This is a genomic window from Devosia sp. J2-20 (genome assembly GCF_055808475.1).
The window spans coordinates 2,754,653-2,779,451 of sequence record NZ_CM147870.1; the positions used below are offsets into that span (position 1 = coordinate 2,754,653).

A 24,799-nucleotide genomic window follows, 5' to 3' on the forward strand; every position below is an offset into this window, starting at 1 on the left:
ATTGTCTTAGAGTCCCAGTCGCGCCCAGACGGCACGGTCTTCAACGGTGGCAGCGATATCGGCAGTGACGCCCGCAGCTGAAAAACCAAAGCGCGGTAGGCTGAACAGGCCGCGCTTGGGTTCGATCATCTTGATCTGAACTTTCTTGCCATAGCGGGTGCGCAGCGTTTCGTGCAGATCGCCAATGGCGTCGGCCAGGCCCAGATCGACACCGCGCTGACCGGTCCACCATTCACCGGTGAACAGGTCCTTGTCCTCGCCCTTGAGCTTGCCGGCCCGACCAGCTTTGACGTGGTCGATGAAGACCTGATGGATATCGAGTTCGAACTGCTTGATGCGTTTCACATCGGCGGGCTTTTCAGGCATGAACGGGTCAAGCGTGGATTTATTGTTGCCCGCAGTGTGGACGCGACGCTCGATGCCCAGCTTTTCCAATGCGCCAACGAAGCCGAAGCCGGCCATGATGACGCCGATCGAGCCGATGATGGAGCTTGGGTCGACGATGATTTCGTCCCCTGCCACGGCGATGAAATAGCCGCCCGACGCCGCGGCATCCTCGACAAACACCAGCACGGGCTTGTTGTGCTCATTGGCCAGATCGCGAATACGCTTGGAGATCAGCCGGCTCTGCACCGGCGAGCCGCCTGGCGAGTTGACGATGATGGCGATCGCGGGTGCTGATTTGACAGCAAAGGCGCGTTTGAGCAGTGGGCCGACATTGGCAATGTTGAGACGCCCCTGACGTTGGTCCGCGGAAATAACACCGTGCAGGCGAACCACAGGAATAACCGTCTTACCCCGACCCGTCAGTCGCTGTAGCCAGGTCCGCGTCGTGGGGGCCGTGTCGTCCATTGTCGCTCCTTGCGCTGCGTCGTTGCCAGACTTAGGTCGTGCTGGCGCCGATTACCAGTCGAGACGCGCCGTGCCCCGGAAGATTGCATCAAACGCGGGCTGGAAACCGCGCCCGCTATCGTCATGCAGCGCCCGACTGGCCAGAAGGGTCAATGGCGCCCTGGACCCCTTGATGCCCCGCACCAGCACCCGGCTGGCGGCAGCGCCAGGCCTGGGGGTCAGCGGCAACACGGTCAGCGCACCAAAACGCCGGTCAAAGGCATTGAGCAGTGGTGTCAGGCTTTCAGCGGGGTAGATGAAAATGATCTCGCCGCCCCCGGCCGCGCACCCCGCCGCAGTCTTGACCCAGAGGTCCAGCGCTTCGGCATCCATGTGGCGCGCCCCGGCCCGCCCTGCGTCGCCAGCCAGTGTGCCCGCGCCATCGGCAAAGAACGGCGGGTTGGCGATGACTGTGGCAAAGGCATTGTCCGCCAGCCCGGCGGCCAGCCGCACCGCGCCCTTGGCGCTGACATCGACCGCCAGCGTGTTAGCGCGTTCAACCATGGCATTCTCGGCAATATTGGTTTGCGCCAGTGCCAGCATCTCGGTGTTTTGATCGGCCAGCACGGCCGTCAGGCTCTGCTGGTGGCTCAAGGCGACCAGCGCCGCCGTGCCCACGCCACAGCCCAGATCAAGCAGGGTTTTGCGCCCGGCGTCTGTGGCCGCCCCCAGCAACACGCTGTCCAGCCCGGCGCGAAAGCCATGCCTGGGCTGCGACACAGTGAGGCTACCGCCCAAAAAGGCGTCGCGCGTTACCGTTTGGTGTTTTACAAAGGCAGTAGGCTGGTCTAGGGACATCGCACCCGAAAAGGCCGGTTTTGCGCGACCTTACATGCGCAAAGACCGCAGACTCAATCAATTTTGCCGATGTCGGCATGTTGGGATGGATACACGGTGTCAGTGCTGACGCAAATCAAAGAGGCGCCTGCCGCCACGCCGATCGACCGGTTGCTCAATGCGACTGCGGACGACATGGCCAAGGTCAATGCGCTGATCCTGAGCCGGGCCGACTCGCATGTCGAGATGGTGCCCGAACTTGCCCGCTATCTCATTGAAAGCGGTGGCAAACGACTGCGCCCGATGTTGACCGTCGCGGCTGCCCAACTGTTCGCCAATGGCAATGGTTCGGCGATCAATTTCGCCGCCGCCGTGGAGTTCATGCACAACGCGACCCTGCTGCATGATGATGTGGTGGATGAGAGCGATATGCGGCGCGGCAAACCTGCAGCTCGCATGGTCTGGGGCAATAAAGCGTCCATTCTGGTGGGCGACTTCCTGCTTGGCCAGGCCTTCATGATGATGGTGGAAACTCGCGACATCGATTCGCTGGGCGTGCTGTCGGCTGCGTCTGCCGTGATGGCCGAAGGCGAAGTGTTCCAGCTTGCCAAGACGGGCGATCTGACAACCTCGCCCGAAGATTACGCTGCCGTCATTCGCGCCAAGACCGCTGTGCTGTTCGAAGCCGCCTGCGAAGTGGGCGCCATGGCTGGTGGGGCTGACGAGGCTGGTCGCAAGGCGCTGGCGCAATACGGCCTCGAGTTGGGGAATGCTTTCCAGCTGGTCGATGACGCTCTCGATTATGGTGGGCAGGCCGGAACGCTGGGCAAGAATACCGGCGATGATCTGCGCGAAGGCAAGATGACCCTGCCGATCATTCTGGCATTGGCCGAAGGCACCGAGGTGGAATGCGATACTATCGCCAAGGCGCTGGGCGACCCCGAGGCGACTGTCGAACAGGTGGCCGACGTCGTGGCGATCCTGACCCGGCTTGAGACCCTGCCCCGTACTCTGGCCAAGGCGCATGAGCATGCCCGGGCGGCCCAACAGGCGCTGGAGGTTCTTCCGGCATCGGACATGCGCGCCCTGCTCAGCGATGTGGTCGAGTTCAGCGTCTTGCGCGCTTACTAGGCGCCGGGCACCAGCAGCGGCGCCGCAGCCACCCAATGCTCAGGATTTTGTTCACGCATCATCTGGGCGGCTTGATGAGCCTGTCCGCTGGAGCCGAACAAGCCGAACACAGTCGCGCCCGAGCCTGACATGCGGGCCAGCATGCATCCTTGCGCTGACGCCAGATAATCCACGATCTCGCCAATTACCGGCACCAGCTTGACGGCCGGTGGTTGCAGGTCGTTGCGGGTTTCCGCCAGCCAGATACCGATCTGTACCGGCCGGGTCAGCGGCGATGGCAAAGCAGGGAGCGGATAATTGTCATGGGCCCGCAGACGCCGGAATACGTCGGCGGTCGCCAGGGGCACCATGGGATTGACCAGCACGATGTGGAGCGCGGGAAACTGCGGCAGAGGTTCGAGCAGCTCACCCACGCCACGCGCCAGTAGCGGCGCCGAAACCAGACAGGCCGGCACATCGGCTCCCAGCCCGGCGGCCATGTCGGACAGCTCGGACACCGGAATGGGATGAGTGGATTGCGACACCATCAGCCGCAACGCTGCGGCGGCATCCGCGGAGCCGCCGCCAATGCCCGCTGCCACCGGCAGGTTCTTGGTCAGGCGCATGGCCAGCCCTGTCGGCACAGCATCTGGCCAGCGCACACGAAATGCGGCGACTGCCCGGGAAACTAGATTGTTGGGCCCGGCGCCCAGCCCCTGCGCAAAGGGGCCGACAATACTCAGCGAATCCTGATTGTCCGGCACCGCCTCGAGTTCATCGGCGACGTCGGCGAACACGACAAGGCTCTCAAGATCATGAAAGCCGTCCTCCCGGCGCCGCGTGACATGCAGCGCCAGGTTGATCTTTGCCGGGGCAATCTGGGTGACAGGTTCGAGCACCAAGGCGCTATTGCGTCGCGTTCTCGGCCGTCAGCCCGTCCGCTAGCTTCTCGGCCACCCGTTCCTTGACGTTGCCCACTTCGTCCATCGCAGCAGCCACATTCCACTGGAAGCGCGCTTCGAGACGGCGCCCGACCTTCCAATAGGCATCGCCCAGGTGATCGTTCAGCTCGGGGTCGTTGGGTCGCAGCAGTACAGCGCGCTCAAGTGTGCGGACGGCCTCTTCGATGCGACCCAGTTTGTAGAACGCCCAGCCGAGCGAATCGACGATGTAGCCATCCTGGGGTTGGGCATCGACGGCCTTTTCGATCATGCCCAGTGCCTCTTCGAGATGCATATCCTGATCAATCCAGCTATAGCCCAGATAGTTCAGCACAGCGGGCTGATCGGGGTTGAGTTCGAGCGCCTTGAGGAAGTCGGCTTCAGCTTTTGGCCACTCCTTGGCCCGCTCATAGGCGATGCCGCGCACGTAATAGAAGCGCCAATCACTTGGATGATCACCACCGGTGATCTCCAGCGCATGCGAATAGGCAGCGGCGGCTTCGGCGTATTGCTCGTCATAGCGGAGCATGTCGCCATAGACAGATACGGCGTCCAAATCGTGGGGACGGGTCACCACGATGTTGCTCAGGCGCCGCAGGGCTTCCTCGCGATCGCCAAGGGCGTCGAGGTTCTGGGCGATCCGGACCACCGCTGTGGGTTTCATGGCCGAGGTGACCGGCACGCCATCATAGATGCGATTGGCCGCGTCGTGCTGACCAGCGGTGTCGAGCAGTTCGCCCAGAGCCAGTGAAATCACGTCTGCATTGGGGTCGAGATAGAGCCCCATGCGCAGGAATACCAGCGAGAGATCGAGGCTGCCATCACGCGACAGGGCCACGCCGATGCCGTGGAACATTTCGGCTGCACCGACCTGCACATTGGGGGCGAAGATGCCGGGGCGCTGCCCTGCTTCAATCTGCTCACCAACAACGGTGACCACGGGATGGCTCAGCCCCTGGCTCTGGAATTCAGTAATGACGTCCTTGGCTTCATCAAGCTTGCCGGCATTGGCCAGCATGCGCGAATAGACCTCGACGATACGGGCCACGTAGGGTTCGGATTCAAACGCCTGACTCGCCAGATCGATGGCAAGGTCTGTCTCGCCAGCCACTTCGGCCATCAGCGCACGGTGGAAGACCAGAAAATCATCGAGTCCGGATTCGCCGAGCGTATCCAGCATATCATCGGCTTCGGACTTGCGATTGCCGCCGACCAGCGCCCAAGCCCGCAAAATGCTGGCCGTGATGCCGGTAAAGCTATCCTGCCCGATGGCGCCCAACTGGCGCTCTGCAGCGTCATAGCGGCGCTCCTTGAGCGCTTCGGTTGCCACCACGAGCTCGGCGAGCTCATTGGTGGGGTCGAGCTCAAGCAAATGCTTTGCGGTAGAGGCTGCCTGCCCGATCTGCCCATCAGCCGCGAAGGCGATAAAGGCGCGTTCAACCAGAACCGGGTTCTGCCAGTCGGCCTGGGCCGCCAGATAGAAATAGCGGGCTGCCTCGTCGGTGCGCAGATCCTGCAGCGCCTGCTGGCCCGCCATATAGGCGCCGGTGACACTGGCCCGGAACATGGGCATCAAGTCGAAATTGGTGCGTGCATCCGATTGGGCGGTCTGCACGGCCTGGGCTGAATAGCCGGGCTGGGATGCTGTTGCCGCCAGCAGGATGGCCACCAGGGCCGGGCGCGCGAAGCGGTTCAAAAGCGATGTCACGACGGTGTATTCTCCCTTGGTCCCTGCGGACCCGTTCTCGCGGCAAAGATTGGCCGTTTTGGGACTGCGCCGCAAGGCCACCCCACAAGCGTGATCAAGGATGGCGACTACATGCCGCTATAATTGGGCCCGCTGCCCCCCTCGGGCGGGACCCATGTAATGTTCTGCGCCGGATCCTTGATGTCGCAAGTCTTGCAGTGCACGCAATTGGCCGCATGGATGCGGAATACTGGTGCCCCGCCCTCCTCAGCCACCTCATAGACCCCTGCCGGGCAATAAAGCGGTGCAGGCTCACCGTATTTGGGCAGATTGTCCCGCACGGGCACAGCAGGATCGGCCAGTTTGAGGTGGACTGGCTGGTCCTCGTCATGCGCCAGATTGGCCAGATAGACAGAGGATGCCCGATCGAAGGTCAATTTTCCGTCAGGTTTGCCATAGCGCCGCCCGGAAACGGCGGCCTTGGGCTTGAGGCCGGCGAAGTCGGGCTTATCATGCGACAGCGTGCCCAGCAGTGAGCGGCCCAGAATCGCGGAGGACCAAAGCTCTACACCGCCCGCCAGCGCTCCCAGCACGGTACCCAGACGGGACCAGAGCGGCTTGACGTTACGCACTCCCTTGAGTTCGTCGGCAATTCCGGTCTGCATGACGCGATCGCTGAGATCGGCGATCACATCGTGCTGGCGCCCGGCGCCAATGGCGCTGGCCACCGCATCAGCCGCGCCGATACCCGACAGAATGGCGTTGTGGATGGCCTTGAGGCGCGGTGCGTTCATGAACCCGGCAGCGCAGCCAATCAGACCACCGCCGGCGAAAGCCAGTGTGGGAATGGACTGCCACCCGCCCGCGGTCACCGCACGGGCGCCATAGCTGATGCGGGTGGCGCCTTCGAGCAGTGGCGCGACCGACTTATGAGTCTTGAAGCGCTGGAACTCGTCAAATGGTGACAATGTCGGATCGGTATAATCGAGATAGGTCACCTGCCCGACATAGAGCTTGCGATCCTGGGCGTGGTAGACAAAGCCCCCGCCGGCGGTTGCGTTGTCGAGCGGGAAGCCGAGATAGTGATCGACGCGACCGGGCTGATGCTTGTCGGCGGCAATCTCCCAGACCTCCTTGATGCCCAGACCATATTTCTGGGGATCATTGGCCAGTTGGTAATCGCCAATGATCTGCTTGGCCAGCGAGCCGCGCGCGCCTTCGGCGATCAGGGTATATTTGGCTTCCAGCGCGATGCCCTCGGCAAAGCCGGGTTTGGGATTGCCTGCTTCGTCGCGGCCCAGATCACCGGTAATGACACCGCGCACCGGGCCACCGCCGCCGCCCAGCACATCGACGGCGGCCGTCACGGGGAAAATATCAACGCCCAGATCGGCCGCCTGCTCGCCCAGCCAGCGCACCAGATCGCCCAGGCTGACGATTACGCCATTGGGGGTCTTGAGCTGTGGTGGCATCAACCAGTGTGGGAAGGCCAGATCGCCATTGCCCGTCAGCAGGTGATAGGTATCGCTGGTGACATCGGGGCCCACCGGGGCTCCCTTGAGGCGCCAGTCGGGGATCAGGGCATCAAGGCCACGCGGATCCATGACAGCGCCCGAAAGGATATGGCCGCCAACTTCGGCGGCTTTTTCAACCACGGTCACCCCGAGTTCAGGGTGATGCTGCTTGATGCGGATGGCTGCAGCCAGGCCCGACGGGCCGGCGCCGACAATCAGCACATCAGTGGAAATGGTTTCGCGCGTGCCAGCCTCTGCCATATAGAATGCCTCTTGTATTCCGGACGCGGCTGGCCGCGCCAAACGGGCTGTGACATAACAGAGAACATGACCGAAAATCACCCGCTAAATCACGACGAAATGCTCGCCGTGCTGGATTGGTATCGCGCCGCTGGCGTGGATATCGCCGTGGGCGAAGAGCCGGTCGACCGCTTTGCACAACGACCACCGGCCCGTCCTGCGGCGACACCGCCCCCCACTGCAATGCCGGGCGCCGCACCACCGCAGCGTGCCGTCGAGCCCCCGCTATTGGCGGAGATCCCGGCGAAGCACGCAGTCTGGCGGCATCGGCCAAGTCCCTGGACGAGCTGCAGGCGCTGCTGGAAAACTATGACGGGTGCGGGCTGAAACTGCGGGCGACCCAGCTGGTGTTTGCCGATGGCAATCCTGCTGCCGACATCATGCTGATCGGCGAAGCGCCGGGGGCTGAAGAGGACCGGCAGGGCAAACCCTTTGTCGGCAAGTCGGGACAATTGCTTGACCGTATGCTGGCAGCGATCGGGCTTGATCGCAGCAAGGTCTATATCGCCAATACCGTGCCTTGGCGTCCACCCGGCAATCGCACCCCGACGCCCGAGGAAATGGCGCTTTGCCTGCCCTTTCTGCACCGACAGGTCGAACTGGTTGCACCCAAGCTGGTGATGACTTTGGGCGGACCCGCCATGCAGACCATCTTTGAGACCACAAGCGGCATCATCAAGATGCGCGGCAAGTGGTCCGGGGTGACCATTGGCAGCCATCAGGTCGAGGCCATCCCGACGCTGCATCCGGCCTATCTTCTGCGCAACGCTCCTGCCAAGGAACAGGCCTGGGCCGACATGCTGAGCCTGAAGTTGAAGATCGAGGCGCTCGGTCTGGCCCACTAGGCGTCCAGAGCGGCTGGAGCGGGAATTTCTGGGGGGCATTGGCGGGTTTTCCATTGCACCCGTGCCGGAACGCCGCACTAATGTCACTGTTGCGTGATTTGCCGCGCTACTCCACTCCCGCAGAGCCGAAAGCGCCATGGCCTCCGTAATCAAAATCTACGCCCTGTTCCTGGGTTCCGCCCTCTTGATGTTCGGTGGTGGGCTGCAGGGCCTGCTGCTCTCGGTTCGTGGTGCCGAGGAAGGTTTCTCGGTTCTCTCACTGGGCCTGATCGGCACCGGCTGGTCGATCGGCTTTGTCGCCGGCTCGATTACCGTGCCCATGGTCGTGCGCAATGCGGGCCATATCCGGGCCTTCTCGGTGATGGCGGCCATCGGCACCATCACCATTTTGCTCAACCTGCTCTGGGTCAACGATATCAGCTGGATCGTGCTGCGCGCGCTGTCGGGCTTCTGCTTCGCCGGCGCAGCGATGATCGTGGAGAGCTGGCTCAATGAGGTGGCCGACAACAAGAGCCGTGGCACGATCTTTTCGATCTATGTAACGATCAATATGGCTGCCTCCACGCTGGGTCAGGTTGCCATGTCTGTGACCGGCACGGCGGGCTATATCCCCTTCGTGATCGGCGCCATCGCCTTTGCCTGCGCCACTCTGCCGACCGCGCTGACCTCCAGCCCACAGCCACGGCCACTATCGTCGGCCAAGATCGATATCGGGCTGCTCTACCGCACCTCGCCGGTGGCGGCGATTGCCGCATTTTCTGTCGGCATGGCCAATGGCTCGTTCGGCACACTGGCGCCTGTCTATGGTTACCAGCGTGGCCTGGATGCCAGCGGCATCGCCTTGCTGTTTGCCATCGCCGCCATTCTGGGCGCGGTCGCGCAAATCCCCTTTGGCCGGCTTTCTGACCGCATTGACCGCCGCATCGTGATGATCGGGCTGTCCGGCTTCGCCTCGATTGTTGGCGTGTTGACGGTGCTGATCAATCCCGAAGCGGGCTGGGGCATGTATGTGCTGTTTGCCGCCTATGGCTTTGCCGCCAACCCGATCTATGCCGTGGCCGTCGCCCATGCCAATGACTATGCCAAGGATGGCGAGTTCGCCAAGATTGCCGGCGGCATGCTGCTGATCCTGGGCATCGGTCTGGCCATCGGCCCGATCGTATCCTCGCTGATCATGGGCGCCTGGTCGCCGGTGGGCCTGTTCATGGTCACCGCGTCCTTCCATGGTGCGCTCGCGGTCACCGCCTATCTGCGCATGCGCATCCGCAAGAGCGTCGACGCAGCCGACCGCGCGCCATTCCAGCCCATGGGCAATGATCGCCAGGTCACCCCGGAGAGCTTCGTGCTTGACCCCCGCGCCGAAGCTGACGACATCGAAATGCGCGTCGACGAAACACCCGTCCCCGAAGAGCTGGCCGGTTTGAATGACGAGGAGAACCCCAATGTTCAAAACGGCGCAGTTTGAGGACCGGGCATTCAAGCCCCTGTCGATTGCGGTCATTGCCGTGTCTGACACGCGCACACTGGAAACCGACACAGGCGGGGCGCTGCTGAAGTCTCTGCTGGAAGCTGATGGGCACATCTGCGCCGACCGCGTTGTTGTACGGGACGATATCCAGTTGATCCGTCAGGCGGTGCAGGGCTTTGTCGCTGACCCCAAGGTGGACGTGGTGCTGACCACGGGCGGTACCGGCTTTTCAGGTCGCGACGTCACGCCCGAAGCTGTCGAGCCGCTATTCGACAAACGCATGGAAGGCTTTTCGGTACTGTTCCACCAGTATTCGGCAACCACGGTGGGCACCAGTTCGCTGCAGTCACGCGCCACGGCAGGCTTGATCGGCACCAGTTTCGTGTTCTGCCTGCCTGGCTCCCGTGGCGCCTGCCGCGACGCATGGGAAGGCATTTTGACCCACCAGCTCGATTATCGGCATAAACCGTGCAATTTCGTCGAGCTGATGCCAAGGCTGGACGAGCGCTAGCCGTGTTGCTGATGGGCAACGCTGCAAAGCTGGCGCCCGCAAAAGCCAAATTGGGTCATGACAGCGCGAGCAAGCGCGGCTAGCCTGACTGGTGACAGCACGATGCTGGGAGATCTTTGATGAGAATTATGGACATACGCACGCACCGCTAGACGGGCCGCGCCGCTATGTCGGGCTGCCTGTCAGCTCCTCATCATTTTGATCATCTGCCCCTGGAGGGCATCCCATGTTTCCCAGCTTTGAAAAGCTCGTCGACCCGTTCACGCCCCATGCCGAAACGACACCCAGCGCCTCTGTCTGGCAGTTTGTTGGCGACAGCCTGAAACCCTTTCACCGCGTCATCGCGCTGAGCCTGCTGCTGACGCTGATCAGCGCGAGCATTGAGGTCTGGCTGATCGGCTATACCAGTTCGCTGGTCGATACGCTGGCATTGGCCGAAGCCAGTCGATTCTGGGAAGACCACGGCCTCGAGCTGCTCGGGGCAGCCGCCATTCTCCTGCTGCTCCGCCCCCTCGCCGGTTTTATTGGCGAGAGCCTGGACGACATCGCCTATCGCCCCAATGCCGAAACCCTGATCCGCTGGCGGGCGCATCGTCATGTGCAACGCCAATCGGTCGGCTGGTTCCGGCGCGACCTGTCGGGCCGCATTGCCAATCAGGTGCGCGATATCGGCGCGTCAGCGACCGGCGCGGTCTATCAGGTGCTCCACACGCTGACCTATGTGATGATCTATGTGATCGGCTCGACCTGGCTGATCGGCTCGATCGATATCAGGCTGATCACACCCTTGCTGGTCTGGATCGCCTGTTTTGTTGGCCTGATGGTCTATGTCGTGCCGCGCCTGCATCGCGCCTCGCATGACTTGCAGGGCGCCAATGCCGATCTGACCGGCATGCTGGTGGACGGTTACGCCAACATCGACGTGATCAAGCTGTTCGCCAATCAGGCTGCCGAGGACGCCGAGAGCATGCGGCGCTTTGCGGCCTCCCGCAGCACACTCGTGGCAGTTCAAAAGCTGGAGGTCACGGTCAATGTAAGCATGATTTTCATGGGCAGCCTGCTGATTGTCGGGCTGGTCGGCTATACCGTGGTGCTATGGCAGGCTGGCGGCGCACCGCTGGGGCTGGTTGCGGCCTCGCTGGCGCTGAGTTTTCGCATTACCGGCATGGCTGAATGGATGCTCGATGCGGTGTCGTCGATGTTCACCCATCTGGGGGCCACACGGCAGGCATTGCAGACCGTGGCGCAGCCGCTAGAAGTCGTCGATGCACCCAATGCGCCAGCCTTGACGATCACCACAGGAGCCATCGGCTTTTCCGGCGTCAGCCACCACTATGGCAAAGGCGTCGGCGGGCTGGACGGCGTCAGCTTCGACATTGCTGGCGGCGAAAAGATCGGTATTGTGGGGCGCTCGGGTGCCGGTAAGTCGACACTGGTCAATCTGCTGCTGCGCTTCTTTGAGCCTGAAGCGGGCCAGATCAGCATTGATGGTCAGGACATTGCAACGGTGAGACAGGACAGCCTGCGCGGCGCCATTGCCATGGTGAGCCAGGATGCCAGCCTGCTGCATCGTTCCGTACGCGATAACATTGCCCATGGTCAGCCCGATGCACCACAGGCCACCATCGCGGCAGCGGCCGAGCAGGCCATGGCGTCGGAATTTATTGCAGGTCTGGTCGATCAACAGGGCCGTCGCGGCTACGACGCCCATGTCGGTGAGCGCGGGGTGCTGCTCTCAGGCGGGCAGCGTCAGCGCATTGCCCTGGCGCGGGCAATCTTCAAGAACGCCCCCATACTGGTGCTGGATGAAGCCACCTCGGCACTGGATTCCGAGGCAGAAGCGGCCATTCAGGACACCCTCTATGGCGTAATGGAGGGCAAGACGGTGATCGCCATCGCCCATCGCCTGTCCACCATTGCCCGCATGGATCGCATCGTGGTGCTGGATCAGGGGCGAATTGCAGAGATGGGATCCCATGACAGCCTGCTGGCCCAGAACGGCATCTACGCTCAGCTCTGGGCGCGGCAATCGGGCGGCTTTATCGGCAACAACTAGCCCTGAGGCCTGGGTGGCGACCTGCGTCGCCCAGGTTAAGTCCCCGCAACATGGTGTTATATATATTTGACATGATGTTCGTTTTAGATGATATAGCGTCATAGATTACAAACATGGAGTGACGCGATGTCTTTACGCGAGAAGAACGCATGGATTGCCGTCGGGATTACCCTGGTGGTCTGGAGCTATTATTTCGGGGCGTTCTGGATCGAAGCATTCGCCGGGATCGTGGACGGGGCTGAAGTGCTGGTGCGATTCCTGGTGTGTATGGGCATTTCGCTGGTGGTGATGATCGGCTTGAATGTGTTTGCCGGCGTCATGAGCAAGAAAAACCTCGATGCCGCTCCCGATGAGATGGAGCGTCACATCGAGGCGCGGGCCGACCGCTTTGGTTTCCGGCTGCTCGAGCTGCTGGTCCCGGTCGGGCTGATTGGCGGGTTGCTGGCCACCGACACCATCAAGGCTGCCTACCCGGCTGATCCCGGCGGCGCCGTGGCGTTGATCTTTGCCAATGGTGTGCTGATGGCTTTCGTCATCACCGAATTGGTGCGCGAAACCACCCATATCGTCGCGTTCCGGATCAGCGCGTAATGGCCACGCCGCCCCCCATCAGCAATATCATCAGGCGCTTGCGTTTCGATGCCGACGAAATGACCCAGCAGGAGTTGGCCGACCGTATCGGCATGACAAGACAGACCGTGGCCGCCATCGAGCAGAACAAATACTCGCCCTCGCTGGAAGCCGCCTTCCGTATTGCCGAGGTGTTCGAGGTGGAAATCGGCACCGTGTTCCAATGGAAGAAGACCGCCGAATAGGCTGAAACCCAGGCCCTGAACCAACAAACTGCCCCAAAGCGAGGCGGCGGGCGAAGCCTGCCCAAAATTCTGGAGAACCGAAATGAAAGCCGCCGTACAGACTGCCTATGGCGCCCCCGATGTCGTGAAAATCACGGAGATCGCCAAACCTGTTCCAAAGTCGGGTGAAGTGCTGGTGCGCATTGTCGCCACCACCGTCACCTCGGGCGATTCCCGGTTGCGGGCCTTCCGCATTCCCGCTGCATTCTGGCTCCCTGCGCGCCTGTTCATGGGCATCACCAAACCACGCAAGAGCGTTCTCGGCTCTGAGTTCTCCGGCATTGTCGAGGCGGTTGGTGCGGGCGTGACGCGACTGAAAACCGGCGATCGGGTGTTTGGCATGCACGTCTATGACGCCCACGCCCAATACAAGGTGGTCCCGCAAACCGCGGCTATCACCGCCCTCCCCCAAGGCATGGATTTCGCCGAAGCTGCCGCCCTGCCCTTTGGTGCCCTGACGGCGCTGCACTTCTTGCGTCTGGCAAAGATTGCACCAGGCCAGAAGGTGTTGATCAATGGCGCCAGCGGCGCCGTGGGCAGCTTCGCCGTGCAGTTGGCCAGGCATTTCGGCGCAGAGGTCACGGGCGTCTGCAGCGAGCGCAATCTGGATATGGTGCGGGCCCTGGGTGCTGATCATGTGATCGACTACGGGCAGACTGACTTTTCCCGCAATGGCATCCAGTATGACGTGATCATGGACACTGTGGACACGGTCAGTTTCGCCCAGTTCGAACGAGCGACGCCCCCGACGGGCCAGCTGATCGCCAGCAATGCTGGCGGCGGCATGATGCTGCGCGCTGGATTGCGCAAATTGCTGGGTGGCCGGCAGATCATCGTCGGCGTGGCAGGCGAGCTGTTGGCAGATATCGAGACACTGCGGGATCTGGCGGCGGCGGGTGTTTTGCGGGCCACTATCGATAGCCGCGTGCCCTTCACCGAGATTGCCAAGGCGCATGCGCTGGTCGATAGCGGGCGCAAGCGCGGGGCTGTGGTTGTCGAGGTTTCGGCTCCATAAGAAAACGGCGCCCGCCGGGCGCCGTTCTGGATGGTCTAGTGGCCGCCCATGCCGGGCGCGCCGCCTTCGGGCTTGCGAACAAAGAACGCGGTGACGATTGCGAACAGGGAAATGGTCGCGCCCACCATGAATGCCAGCTGGATGCCACCAGCCAGGGCGCTGACGGGCTCCACACCTTCCGCAGCCAGACCGGCGGTGCGAATGCTCATCAAGGCCACGAACAGCGCAATACCAGCGGCCCCGGCGACCTGTTGCACCGAGCCGAGAATGGCGCTGCCATGCGAGTACATTTCCTGCCGCACCGAGCCCAGAGCGGCAGTGAACAATGGTGTGAACACCAGCGCCAGACCGATGCTGATGATGATGTGACCGGTCAGGATGGCCCAGACCGAGGTGTGCTGATCCACCCGGGTCAGCGCCCAAAGCACGATCGAGACCAGTGCCGTACCGGGTACGAGCAGCTTGGTTGGGCCGATGCGGTCATACAAGCGGCCAACCGATGGCGCGAGCAGCCCCATCAGCAAGCCACCGGGCAACAGCAACAGGCCGGTCTGCAGCGTATCGAGACCCAGAACATTCTGGGTGTAGATGGGCAGCAGGATGACCGTGCCGAACAGGGCCATCATGGCAATTCCCATGGTCAGCACGGACACGGTGTAATTGCGCGACAGGAAGGTGCGCAGATCAAGCAGCGCCTTGTCCTGCCGCGACAGCACGATCTGACGCCAGATAAACGCAACCATGGACACGCCGCCGACCACCAGAGGTAGCCAGAGCGGGAAGGCCGCACCGGCCTGTTCGCCTTCGCCCAGGCTGGACAGGCCATAGACCAGTCCGCCAAAGCCCAGCGCAGACAGGATTACCGAAGCGATGTCGAGTGGCGCATAACGCGGCGTGGTCACGTTCTGCATCTTGCGACTGCCCAGAGCCAGCGCACCCAGTGCGATTGGCAGCATGAGGATGAACATCCAGCGCCATTCGAAATTGGCCAGGATGAACCCGCCAATGGTCGGCCCGATCGCGGGCGCGACCGAGATGACGATGGAGATGTTGCCCATGGTCTTGCCGCGTGTTTCGGGCGGCACCAGCGTCATCACCGTGGTCATCAGCAGCGGCAACATGATGGCCGTGCCGACAGCCTGAATGACGCGACCAAAGATCAGCAGTTCGATGCCGGGCGAGGCGGCGCAGATCAGCGTGCCAGCAGCAAAGACCGACATGGCCAGCATGAAGACGGGCCTTGTGTTCATACGCTGCAGCAGAAAGCCCGTAATGGGGATGACGATAGCCATGGTGAGCAGGAAGGCAGTGGTCAGCCATTGCGCGATATTGGCCGCGACGCCCAGATCCGCCATCAGATGAGGGATGGCCACGCTCATCATCGTCTCATTGAGAAAGACGACAAAGGTGGAGCCAAGCAGCAGCGCGATGACGAGTTTGTTGCGGGCAGAGTTGTCGACCTCGCCCGAGGGCAAATCACCCGTGGTTGTTGCGTCAATGGTCATAGAAATCCCTCGAATAAAATAGCAGCGTCGACAGTGCGACGGTTGATGTCTTCCAGCTTCGACAACACCATGAGAAAATGTGGTGACAGCCCGTGTCAGCATGCGTCGGCAACGGGCTGCATATTCGCCGTTGCCCGGCGATGATCAGCATAGAATTCAGATAGGCCCGCGCGCCAGCAATTGCCCCGTTGGCGGCAGCGGAGGCCCGGCATATTCCTAAAAATGGCCACGGTCCATCGGGCAGTGCGCATAGCGCGTGTGCGCGTGGCAATCTGTTGCGCTTCTGCCACCACAGGACGTTAACAAACCCGACATCGTTCTTGTTCTGTTCTCGTGGAACTGTTACATCCTGAGACGCGTTGACCAGTCACGATTCGACTGTTGCGCGTTCGGCAGGAGACGTTTTCATGGCCTTTTATCAAGCCCCATCATTTGAAGCTCTCGAGCAACTCAGCCGCAGCCGGGATGCCGATCTGGCACGGCGGGAATTGCTGGATGTCGATCAGGTTCGCGGACGGGGCGCGCAGAGCAATCGCAGCGGCCGGTTTGAAAAGCAGACCCGCGAGTCTTTTGATGACGGCTGGGACAATGTCGAGCCGCTGTCGATCTTCGAGACGGTCGAACACACTGAGCGCGCCAAAACCATCATCACGACCAATGACAGTCCCGACATTGGGTTTGAGCGATCGATCAACGCCTACCGCGGTTGCGAGCACGGCTGCTCGTACTGCTATGCCCGGCCCAGCCACGCATTCCTGGGCCATTCGGCCGGTATCGAATTCGAGCGCGACATTTACGTCAAAACCAACGCGGTCGAGGCGCTGCGGACCGAATTGTCTGCCAAGAACTACCGGGTAAAGCCCATCGCCATGGGCACCAATACTGACCCCTATCAACCGGCCGAGCGCAAGCACAAGCTGACGCGCGGCATTCTCGAAGTGATGCTGGCGACCAGACATCCAGTGATGATCACGACGAAGTCGGCGCTGATCACCCGCGATCTGGATCTGCTGACCGAACTGGCCAAGCTGGGGCTGGTAAAGGTGGCGATCTCGATGACATCAATGGACCACAAGCTGAGCCGCCGCATGGAGCCGCGTGCATCCTCCCCGGCGCGCCGGCTCGAGGCCATTCGCCTGCTCACCGAGGCCGGTGTTCCTGTCGCGGTATTCGCGTCACCAATGATCCCGGCGATCAACGATATGGAACTCGAACGCATTCTCGATGCTGCAGCAGCACAGGGCGCCACCAGTGCGCAGATGATCCTGCTGCGCCTGCCCGGCGAAGTGCGCGACGTGTTCCGCGAATGGTTGCTGCGTCACTTCCCCGACAGGGTGCGTCATGTGCTCTCGCTGGTGCGCGACACACGCGGCGGCAAGGATTACGACTCCCGCTTTGGCACCCGCATGACCGGCGAAGGCCCCTATGCGACCCTGCTGCGACAGCGCTTCGAAAAAGCACGCGAGCGCTACGGCTTGGACGGCAAGCTGCCGGGTCTGCGCAATGACCTGTTCGAGGCTCCCGAAATCGAAAGCGCCCAGATGAGCCTGTTCTAGGCGATCTGGCTGGCGCTGACCCGATCGGCAACGAAGGCGAGCAACGCGGGATCGTCATAGCCGTCGGCCGACAGCACCGCTCCGGCCGCACGTAGCGCTGCGTCATCAAGGCCGGTGCGCATCCCTATCGTGGCAATGCCCGCTGCCGTGGCCGAGGCGATGCCAGTGCGCGAGTCCTCGAACGCCAGCGAATGTTCGGCTTGGGCGCCGAGCAGGCGCAGGCCCTCTAGGTAGGGCATGGGATGCGGTTTGCCATGCGGCAGTTCGGCACCAATCACCACCGCCTTGAAGCGGCTGGTGATACCCAGACCGTGCAGGATCAATTCGGCATTGGCGCGCGGCGCATTGGTGACCGCCGCCATGGCAATACCTGCCGCATCGGCCTGGTCCAGCAGATCAAACAGTCCGGCTACGGCATGGATTTCGGTGGCGGCGAGTTCGCGAAACAAAGCTTCCTTGTCATCCATCACCGCCATGCGTGCATCAGCATCCAGGTCTGGCAGAAAGCGCGCGGCGATATCGACATTGGCCAGCCCCTGTAGTTCACGGACAAAGCGGGCCCGGTCAAAGCTATGGCCAAACGGGGCAAAGCTGCGATTGAAGGCCTCCAGATGCAGCGGGTCGGTGTCTGCCAGCGTGCCGTCAATGTCGAACAGCAGCGCGGCGCCGGGCGTCGGGATCATGAGCAGGTCCAGTCTTGGGGAGCAATAGGGGTGGTCAGTATTGGGCAACCTTGCGGGCGAAGCTGGCCATGAAATCAAGCGAGGCCAGAACGCCACGCATCGATAGCCAGACCTCCTCGCTCGCGCCCCCATCACCGTTCAAGGGCACAGTCATCGTCAGTGCATTGCACCGCTTCATCTCTTCGAGCAGCGCCGCCTTGCGCACCGGATCGGCTACATAGAACTGGTTGGTGGTGTTGTAGCGCGTCTCAAGATCAGCAACGAAATCGAACTGCATGGTGACGCCACCATGAAAGTTCAGTTTGAGTGGCCGACTGGTATCGGTCTGCGCCTTGTCAGCGGCCACTGTCACCGCAATATCGAGTTCACCGGTCAGGCGATTGCGCAGCAGGGTGAGCTTATAGGCAGGTAGACCGGCGCTGTTAAGCTGCTGGCTGCCGGTGCTGGCAAAGCAGGAGTGCCCGTAAAAATCGGTAGCGTCTTCATCGATCACGTCGGGGCAGGCCGCCAGCCAGTCACGATGATACTCGCGCCATTCGCCATAGGGGTGATGAAAGGGTTCGGCGGCCAGTGGAAAGGTCGCGGCCAGCGTCATAACGAGGGCGAAGCCGAATTTGGCAATCATTGTGTCTTGTTTCCCATGCTGCCCCCAGCGGAAAACCTATAGCAGCCCCGGCGCCAGACGCCACCGCCGGCCTCCAATTTTGTCGGTGTGAATATCGGCTCTGTCCGCAGGCGTGTTGACTTGGCCGGCGTGGGAGCGATGCTGCGCCCATGATGTTCGATTCGACAGTTCAGAGCGCGCCTGACTATTCCCACGAGGCCGAACTCAAGGCGCGTGGTGCACGAATTGTGGCTGGGGTCGATGAAGCGGGCCGTGGCCCACTGGCCGGTCCGGTGGTTGTAGCGGCCGTGGTGCTGGACCCCGATGCCATTCCGGCGGGGCTCAATGACTCCAAAAAGCTCAATCAGGACCAACGCGAGGCGCTGTTCGAACAGGTGGTTGCTTCGGCGCTGGCAATCAGTGTCGTGGTTGCCCCGCCCTCTATTATCCTGAGCCACAATATCCGGGGCGCCACGCTGTGGGGCATGGCGCAAGCCGCGTGTGGACTGAGCATCCGGCCTGACCGGGTACTGATCGATGGGCGTGATGTGCCGATGGGCCTGCCCTGCGACGGCATGGCGCTGATCGGCGGCGACGGGCGCAGCGTCTCGATAGCGGCGGCCTCGATTGTCGCCAAGGTGACGCGGGACAGGATGTGCGCAATCATGGATTGCGACGCGCCTGCCTTCGGCTTCGCTGGTCACAAGGGATATGGCACGGCCAGGCACATGACGGCGCTGAGTGAGCATGGTCCTTGCCGGCACCACCGCGAGGCCTTTGGCCCTGTGGCACAGGCGCGGCTCAGGTTGACTGCACTGGCCGGTTAGGGCTGCGGAAAGCTACGCCTTAACCTCCTGCTAACCCCTTGCATACGCTCCATTAACTCTGCGGTTCTATAACGGGGTTGTTAGTACTGCGTTAGGGTTAAGTGTATGTTGCGTACCGCGCGTAAGGCTCCAGAAGCCGTTGCGGAAGAGGCACCGCGTCTTCCGATCGATTCCATTCTGGTGGGTGATTGCATCGACCACATGAATGCCCTGCCGGCTGGTTCGGTAGATCTGATCTTCGCCGACCCCTACAATCTGCAGCTCGACCAGGGCCTGACGCGTCCTGACCAGAGCAAGGTTGATGCGGTGGACGACGAATGGGACAAGTTCGACAGTTTTGCCCATTACGACAAATTCACCCGCGCCTGGCTCAAAGCCGCGCGCCGGGTGCTCAAACCGGATGGCGCCCTGTGGGTCATCGGCAGCTACCACAACATTTTCCGGGTTGGGGCTGCCTTGCAGGATCTCGACTACTGGATGCTCAATGATGTGATCTGGCGCAAAGCCAATCCAATGCCCAATTTCCGCGGCACGCGCTTTACCAATGCGCATGAGACGCTGATCTGGGCCGCCAAGAGCCAGAAGAGCCGCGTCACCTTCAACTATGAAGCCATGAAGCTGGCCAATGACGATACGCAGATGCGTAGCGACTGGCTGTTCCCCATCTGCACCGGCTCAGAGCGCCTAAAGGATGATGACGACGAGAAGGTCCATCCGACCCAGAAGCCGGAAGCGCTGCTGTTCCGCATCCTGAATGCGACCACCAAGCCTGGCGATATCGTGCTTGATCCGTTTTTCGGCACCGGCACCACTGGCGCAGTAGCCCGCAAGCTGGGCCGTCACTTCATCGGCATCGAGCGCGAAGACACCTATATCAGTGCTGCGCTCAAGCGCATTGCGGCGATCCGTCCGGGCACCTTCGAGGCGCTGCAATCGGTGACGCCCAAGCGTAAGGAAACCCGCATTCCGTTCGGTTCGCTGATCGAGCAAGGATTAATTGAGCCTGGCACGCAACTCTTCGACTTAACGAAACGTTACTTCGCCATGGTTCGTGCAGACGGCTCACTCGTCTCAGGTTCCCACCAGGGTTCAATCCACAAGGTTGGCGCGCTGGTTCAGGGGGCAGAGGCATGCAACGGGTGGACCTTCTGGCACCACGAACAGGCGGGCCGCACCGCTCCCATTGATGACCTCCGGGCTGGTGTGCGCGCGCAACTCGAATTGATGTCTGCCTGATCCTGACCTCCAATCATCAGGTATTTGAATTGGCCGCCGGTTTGCCCCGGCGGCCTTTTTTTGTCCTGACGCCGAATCCGTCGCCTCGCACTGGGACCTTTCACCCGTGCTTTTTCTATCCTCCAGCGATCGAGTGGTTGGCGATCATGGGGGCAGAAGCGAACACGACAGCATTCGGCAAAACTTAACGATAGTCGCAATGCGACCTGCCTTGGATGCGTGCTCTTAACCCTGCCCGCGCACACTGGTCTGGACCTGACCGGGATAGATTGTTGTGACAGCACTCGTAGAACTTCACATCGTTGTTGCCGCCGTGCTCGGCGTGCTGTCCATGCTCTGTCTTGTCGCCAGTCTGAGCTTGGGGCGTAATGATGCGCTGACCTGGACGGCGGCGGCGCTAGCCAACGGTACGCTGCAGACGCTGGTCATCGCCTTTGCCTCCGACAGGCTTGTGGAGTTTCTCTCGGCAGCAGTATTGGCGCCGCTCAGTTTTTTGGCCGCGAGTCAGGCCATGGCTTGCCTTGGGCCCCCGTTGGGCCATCGGCTGCGCACCATCATTGCCGTAGGTGCGCTGTCAATGGCCGCCGTGGGCCTGCATCTGGTTAACGCACCATTTCCGGTTCAGGCTGCAGCCTTCGAGCTGGCCTGCCTGGTGGCCATGATTGATCTGGTCTGGCGTGTCCGACATCATCCCGCCTCAGGATTGCAGACAGCTTTCAAGTTCGTGGCCTATGCGCTGCTGGCGACGACCGCTATGCGGCTGCTGATGTTGCCGCTACATTTCGGACCAAACGCATCGTTTGAACTGTTCAAGACATCTTTGGCGGAGAATCTGTTCTTTGGCGCGGCCAGCGTCTTGACCCCATTCGCAACCATTCTGCTGCTGGCGCGCATCATTCTTGAAACAACCCAGACCCTGCGAGACCGCTCCGAGCGCGATGGTCTGACCGGCCTTTTCAACCGGCGCAGCATGGATGCAAAGGCCGAGACAACGGGACAAGGTGGAGCGGTCATCTTTTGTGACATCGATCACTTCAAGGGGGTCAATGATCGATACGGCCACGGCGCGGGTGACGCCGTAATCTGCAGTTTCGCGCACTTGCTGGACGCGACGGGCCAGACCGCTGGCCGAATTGGAGGCGAAGAATTTGCGATCATTCTGCCCGGCCGCGAGGCCGATGAGGCCGCTGCGGTTGCCGAAGAGGTGCGCCTTCAGTTTCATCAGAGCATCCACGATGCCCTGCCATTGGATGAGCGATTGAGCGCCAGTTTCGGAGTCGCCACCTATGGCGTCCATGAGGCTGCGCGCCATGCCTTCGAGCGCGCAGACGCGGCCCTCTATGCCGCCAAGTCTGGCGGACGTAATCGTGTCGTGGTGCACGGCCCGTCAGCACCGCTCCCGACCCAGCGCTCCACCGACAAACGGCGCGCAGCCTAGCACGTGACCACTTGTCGTTGGCCGCAGCCTCAAGCGATGGCGATGATTTCAAGTTCGAGCGCACCCGCACTCACCAGTTCACCCACGCCCTTGCCCATAAGGACACTGGCAATAGGGGAAACATAGGATATCGAGCCCCTCTTGGGATCAGCTTCGTCCTCGCCCACGATACGATAGGTTTGCGTGCGACCATCATCTCTGGAGAAGGTGACGGTCGCGCCAAAGCTTACCTCAGTCGGCGCGGCAATCACGGGCATGAGCTGAGCCGTCCGCAGGCGCTCGGTATAGTAACGCAGATCGCGGAACGGATGGGCGGCCTGACGGCGCCGTTCGTTGACGTCCTCAATCTTCATGGCTGCATCATAGGTGACGCGCGCCGCGTCGCGCTGCCGTTCCAGTGCCGCCAGGCCTTCGGCGGTGACCAGATTCGCTGCGCCGGAAATTGGCCGATCGGGCAGCTGGGTCTCTGCGGCAGTCTCGGCGCTGTCTTCCTTGGTGAACGCTACGCTCAATGCTCATCTCCATTGGCGGGGACGCCACGTTTGAAGCCATAATCCCAATTCCGCCATTGGCGCAAATCCGGGTGAGGTTTGGGAACGCCTTCGCCCCAAGATCGTTCCGGGCAGACACATAAAGCCAACCCCATTCCACAACCGTTGCCGCTTATGGCGGCTCGAATGCGAGCAGCAAAATAAATTCCGTACGATCACTAGACGACCGGTCTATTCCTTCCTATATGCCGGTCATGATCGAGCCAAGCAAATCAGAACAGACCCGCCAGCGCATCCTGACGACAGGGCGCAAGCTGGTGCTGGGTGTGGGTTTTACCGGGATGGGCCTGAAGGAGTTGCTGAGCGTCAGCGGCGTTCCCAAGGGGTCATTTTATCACTACTTCGCCTCCAAAGAGGCGTTTGGCTGCGCCATGTTGGACGACTACGTCGCCGAGTATCTGGAACGCCTCGACCTTCTGGTGGCAGCGCCCCTGAGCGGTGGTGAGCGGTTGAAGCAGTACTGTCAGGCCTGGCTTTCGAGGGACGCTTCCACTTCGATCCCTGAAAACTGTCTGGTGGTAAAACTCGCCAGCGAAATTTCAGACATGTCCGAGGACATGCGGCTGATTTTTGATGCAGGCGTTATCGCACTGGACGAGCGGATTGAGCGCATTTTGCGCGACGGCGTGGCGGATGGTTCGATCAAGCCAATTGCAGATCCGGCTGAAGCGGCAAGACTGCTCTACGGCCAATGGTTGGGCGCAGCGATCCTGTCCAAGCTGAGCAAATCCCAGCAGCCGCTGCGCGATGCCCTCAACGATACGAGCGCACGCTTTTTTCCCTGAACCCATTCGGCCCGCACCCCGCGTGCCAATTCAACAACGACCCAAGAAAGGACTTCGCCATGCGCGCAGCAATCTATGAGACTTTTGGAAATCCCGCTGACGTCACCAAACTGGGCGATGTCGCCCAGCCCAATCCCGGTGCCGGCGAAGTGCGGATCCGCACCATCCTGTCGCCCATCCACAATCATGATCTATGGACCACGCGCGGCAGCTATGGCTACAAGCCGACCCTGCCCGCCATCGGCGGCACCGAAGCTGTCGGCACCATTGATGCCGTTGGCGAAGGCGTCGACGCCGGGCTTGTTGGCAAACGCGTTACTGCCGCCGGCATTCACGGGACCTGGGCCGAGTTCTTCATCGCCCAGGCCACCGGCATCGTGCCGCTGCCTGATGTGATTTCGGATGAAGCTGCAGCCCAGCTGATCGCCATGCCGTTCAGCGCCATCTCGCTGCTCGATTTCCTCACCGTCAAAAAGGGTGACTGGCTCGTCCAGACTGCGGCCAATGGCGCCGTGGGCAAGGTCATGGCTGCATTGACGGCCGAGCGCGGCATTGGTCTGGTCAATCTGGTGCGCCGCCAGGAAGCTGTGCAGGAACTGACCGATCTGGGCATGACCAATATCGTGGTGACCTCGGACGCGGACTGGATCGATCAGGTAAAGGCGATCACAGGCCCAGACCGGTGCCCACGCCGCCGTGGATTCGGTTGGCGGAGACGTCGGCGCCGGCCTTGTTGATGTTCTGGGCAATGAAGGCGAACTGGTCGTGTTTGGTACCGCCACTGGCGCGCCAATGCCGCTGAACTCGGGTGCCATCATCTTCAAGCACATCACCATCAAGGGCTTCTGGGGTGCCAAGGTCGGCGCTGCCATGGCCGCTGAAAAGAAGGGCAAGCTCATCGGCGATCTGGTGACCCTCGCGGCTCAGGGCAAGCTGCCCCTACCCGTTGGTGGCATTTTCGATCTGGCCGATGCTGCCAAGGCGATGGACGCTGCCCTGGTGCCGGGCCGCGCTGGCAAGGTCCTGCTGCGCGCCTAAGTTCCGGTCCGCCAAAACGACGAGGGGCCCGCCACATCGGCGGGCCCTGTTGCCCAGGATGACGGGGCGACTTTCTGCGCCTTCAGGTGGCTTCAAGGGCTGGCGCGAAGAGCAGCTCACCCGCTGGGGCCTCGCCCACGAAGACGATCCGCTGGACAATCCGCGCTTCCAGGTCGCGATAGCTAATTGCCCCATCGCTTGCAAACCCCATTGGACCATAAACTTTGGGATTGCCAATAAGCGCGCATCCTGCGGCGCCCGCTGATCTGAGGCGGTCCAGACCACAGGAAATTAGCGCCCGGCCAATTCCGGTACGCTGCATGTCGGGCTCTACCGACACCGGCCCCAGTCCATACCAATCCCCGTGAACGCCATTGATGCTCGCCGGCGAAAAGGCGACATGCCCCACAATCTGCCCGTCGATTTCGACGACAAGGGAAAGGGTGAGATCGCCCGACGCCCGCAGTTCGCCAATCAACGACGCCTCGGTGCCATCTGCGAAGGCCATTGGCGCAAAGGCGCGCTCGGTGAGTTGGTGGATGGCGTCTTCGTCGCCGGGGTGTTCGTCGCGGATTATCAAACCTGCCTCCAATCACCATGCAAACGG

General features: G+C 61.6%; 25 protein-coding genes. 15 read left to right on the top strand and 10 right to left on the bottom strand.

Going from position 1 to position 24,799, the window contains the following annotated elements; translation table 11 throughout:
- Window positions 1–6: 6 nt before the first annotated feature.
- A complete protein-coding gene (locus tag AC0L37_RS13435) occupies window positions 7–852 on the bottom strand; it encodes a S49 family peptidase (protein ID WP_269368190.1) in 846 nt (281 codons plus the stop codon).
- Between the two features lie 51 nt (window positions 853–903).
- Window positions 904–1,611: a tRNA1(Val) (adenine(37)-N6)-methyltransferase gene (locus tag AC0L37_RS13440; protein ID WP_282220835.1), complete on the bottom strand. Its 708-nt coding sequence runs from the start codon at window positions 1,609–1,611 to the stop codon at window positions 904–906.
- A 174-nt stretch (window positions 1,612–1,785) separates the two neighbouring features.
- Between AC0L37_RS13440 and AC0L37_RS13445 the strand changes: the two genes are divergently transcribed.
- Window positions 1,786–2,799: a polyprenyl synthetase family protein gene (locus AC0L37_RS13445; RefSeq protein ID WP_473313104.1), complete on the top strand. Its 1,014-nt coding sequence runs from the start codon at window positions 1,786–1,788 to the stop codon at window positions 2,797–2,799.
- Here the strand turns inward: AC0L37_RS13445 and AC0L37_RS13450 are convergent.
- From AC0L37_RS13450 to AC0L37_RS13460, 3 genes are all read right to left on the bottom strand, one after another.
- Window positions 2,796–3,677: a 4-(cytidine 5'-diphospho)-2-C-methyl-D-erythritol kinase gene (locus AC0L37_RS13450; protein WP_282222977.1), complete on the bottom strand. Its 882-nt coding sequence runs from the start codon at window positions 3,675–3,677 to the stop codon at window positions 2,796–2,798. The genes AC0L37_RS13445 and AC0L37_RS13450 overlap by 4 nt on opposite strands.
- A gap of 7 nt (window positions 3,678–3,684) precedes the next feature.
- On the bottom strand, window positions 3,685–5,427 hold the full coding sequence (locus AC0L37_RS13455; protein ID WP_212658807.1) for a tetratricopeptide repeat protein: 1,743 nt from the start codon (window positions 5,425–5,427) through the stop codon (window positions 3,685–3,687).
- A 107-nt stretch (window positions 5,428–5,534) separates the two neighbouring features.
- Window positions 5,535–7,181 carry an electron transfer flavoprotein-ubiquinone oxidoreductase gene (locus tag AC0L37_RS13460; protein WP_282220834.1) on the bottom strand — a complete coding sequence of 549 codons (1,647 nt, stop codon included), beginning with the start codon at window positions 7,179–7,181 and terminating at the stop codon, window positions 5,535–5,537.
- Window positions 7,182–7,297: 116 nt separating this feature from the next.
- Here AC0L37_RS13460 and AC0L37_RS13465 point away from each other — a divergent pair, with 116 nt between their 5' ends.
- The 7 genes from AC0L37_RS13465 to AC0L37_RS13495 all read left to right on the top strand — a co-directional run bounded on the left by AC0L37_RS13465 (window position 7,298) and on the right by AC0L37_RS13495 (window position 13,969).
- Entirely contained in the window at window positions 7,298–8,065 is a 768-nt protein-coding gene (locus AC0L37_RS13465) for a uracil-DNA glycosylase (RefSeq protein WP_473313107.1), read from the top strand.
- 136 nt (window positions 8,066–8,201) lie between these two features.
- A complete protein-coding gene (locus AC0L37_RS13470; RefSeq protein WP_282220832.1) occupies window positions 8,202–9,530 on the top strand; it encodes an MFS transporter in 1,329 nt (442 codons plus the stop codon).
- Window positions 9,508–10,044: a molybdenum cofactor biosynthesis protein B gene (moaB, locus tag AC0L37_RS13475; protein WP_282220831.1), complete on the top strand. Its 537-nt coding sequence runs from the start codon at window positions 9,508–9,510 to the stop codon at window positions 10,042–10,044. Before AC0L37_RS13470 ends, moaB begins: the two co-directional genes overlap by 23 nt.
- A 226-nt stretch (window positions 10,045–10,270) precedes the next feature.
- Window positions 10,271–12,100, top strand: coding sequence for an ABC transporter ATP-binding protein (locus tag AC0L37_RS13480; protein ID WP_282220830.1), 1,830 nt, complete (start codon window positions 10,271–10,273; stop codon window positions 12,098–12,100).
- A 126-nt stretch (window positions 12,101–12,226) separates the two neighbouring features.
- Window positions 12,227–12,691 carry a hypothetical protein gene (locus AC0L37_RS13485; protein ID WP_282220829.1) on the top strand — a complete coding sequence of 155 codons (465 nt, stop codon included), beginning with the start codon at window positions 12,227–12,229 and terminating at the stop codon, window positions 12,689–12,691.
- Window positions 12,691–12,915, top strand: coding sequence for a helix-turn-helix transcriptional regulator (locus AC0L37_RS13490; RefSeq protein WP_282220828.1), 225 nt, complete (start codon window positions 12,691–12,693; stop codon window positions 12,913–12,915). The genes AC0L37_RS13485 and AC0L37_RS13490 overlap by 1 nt, the downstream gene beginning before the upstream one ends.
- 82 nt (window positions 12,916–12,997) lie before the next feature.
- A complete protein-coding gene (locus AC0L37_RS13495; RefSeq protein WP_282220827.1) occupies window positions 12,998–13,969 on the top strand; it encodes an NAD(P)-dependent alcohol dehydrogenase in 972 nt (323 codons plus the stop codon).
- 35 nt (window positions 13,970–14,004) lie between these two features.
- Here the strand turns inward: AC0L37_RS13495 and AC0L37_RS13500 are convergent, their stop codons facing one another.
- Window positions 14,005–15,474, bottom strand: coding sequence for an MDR family MFS transporter (locus AC0L37_RS13500; RefSeq protein WP_212658816.1), 1,470 nt, complete (start codon window positions 15,472–15,474; stop codon window positions 14,005–14,007).
- Window positions 15,475–15,881: 407 nt separating this feature from the next.
- Here AC0L37_RS13500 and AC0L37_RS13505 point away from each other — a divergent pair, with 407 nt between their 5' ends.
- Window positions 15,882–17,030, top strand: a complete 1,149-nt coding sequence (locus tag AC0L37_RS13505) for a PA0069 family radical SAM protein (protein WP_282220826.1) — start codon at window positions 15,882–15,884, stop codon at window positions 17,028–17,030.
- Here AC0L37_RS13505 and AC0L37_RS13510 read toward each other — a convergent pair.
- Complete coding sequence (locus AC0L37_RS13510; protein WP_282220825.1) at window positions 17,027–17,713, bottom strand: HAD-IA family hydrolase; 687 nt, start codon at window positions 17,711–17,713, stop codon at window positions 17,027–17,029. The two genes, AC0L37_RS13505 and AC0L37_RS13510, sit on opposite strands and share 4 nt — an antisense overlap.
- A 34-nt stretch (window positions 17,714–17,747) precedes the next feature.
- On the bottom strand, window positions 17,748–18,338 hold the full coding sequence (locus AC0L37_RS13515) for a hypothetical protein (RefSeq protein ID WP_282220824.1): 591 nt from the start codon (window positions 18,336–18,338) through the stop codon (window positions 17,748–17,750).
- A gap of 149 nt (window positions 18,339–18,487) precedes the next feature.
- Here AC0L37_RS13515 and AC0L37_RS13520 point away from each other — a divergent pair, with 149 nt between their 5' ends.
- The 3 genes from AC0L37_RS13520 (at window position 18,488) to AC0L37_RS13530 (ending at window position 21,818) form a co-directional block, all read left to right on the top strand.
- Window positions 18,488–19,144, top strand: coding sequence for a ribonuclease HII (locus AC0L37_RS13520; RefSeq protein WP_282220823.1), 657 nt, complete (start codon window positions 18,488–18,490; stop codon window positions 19,142–19,144).
- A 105-nt stretch (window positions 19,145–19,249) separates the two neighbouring features.
- On the top strand, window positions 19,250–20,380 hold the full coding sequence (locus tag AC0L37_RS13525; RefSeq protein WP_282220822.1) for a site-specific DNA-methyltransferase: 1,131 nt from the start codon (window positions 19,250–19,252) through the stop codon (window positions 20,378–20,380).
- 274 nt (window positions 20,381–20,654) lie between these two features.
- Complete coding sequence (locus tag AC0L37_RS13530) at window positions 20,655–21,818, top strand: GGDEF domain-containing protein (protein ID WP_282220821.1); 1,164 nt, start codon at window positions 20,655–20,657, stop codon at window positions 21,816–21,818.
- A 29-nt stretch (window positions 21,819–21,847) separates the two neighbouring features.
- On the opposite strand, the gene greA is transcribed toward AC0L37_RS13530, so the two are convergent.
- Entirely contained in the window at window positions 21,848–22,330 is a 483-nt protein-coding gene (greA, locus tag AC0L37_RS13535) for a transcription elongation factor GreA (RefSeq protein ID WP_282220820.1), read from the bottom strand.
- A 233-nt stretch (window positions 22,331–22,563) separates the two neighbouring features.
- Between greA and AC0L37_RS13540 the strand changes: the two genes are divergently transcribed.
- The 3 genes from AC0L37_RS13540 to AC0L37_RS13550 are packed head-to-tail and all read left to right on the top strand — an operon-like array spanning window position 22,564 to window position 24,192.
- Window positions 22,564–23,154 (top strand): TetR/AcrR family transcriptional regulator, encoded by a 591-nt coding sequence (locus AC0L37_RS13540; RefSeq protein WP_282220819.1) that lies wholly within the window; start codon window positions 22,564–22,566, stop codon window positions 23,152–23,154.
- Window positions 23,155–23,213: 59 nt separating this feature from the next.
- The gene (locus tag AC0L37_RS13545; protein WP_473313113.1) at window positions 23,214–23,891 is read left to right on the top strand and encodes an alcohol dehydrogenase catalytic domain-containing protein; all 678 of its coding nucleotides are present in this window, start codon (window positions 23,214–23,216) and stop codon (window positions 23,889–23,891) included.
- On the top strand, window positions 23,851–24,192 hold the full coding sequence (locus AC0L37_RS13550; RefSeq protein WP_473313115.1) for a zinc-binding dehydrogenase: 342 nt from the start codon (window positions 23,851–23,853) through the stop codon (window positions 24,190–24,192). Before AC0L37_RS13545 ends, AC0L37_RS13550 begins: the two co-directional genes overlap by 41 nt.
- Before the next feature lie 82 nt (window positions 24,193–24,274).
- Here the strand turns inward: AC0L37_RS13550 and AC0L37_RS13555 are convergent, their stop codons facing one another.
- Window positions 24,275–24,772, bottom strand: a complete 498-nt coding sequence (locus tag AC0L37_RS13555) for a GNAT family N-acetyltransferase (RefSeq protein WP_282220817.1) — start codon at window positions 24,770–24,772, stop codon at window positions 24,275–24,277.
- Window positions 24,773–24,799 lie beyond the last annotated feature (27 nt).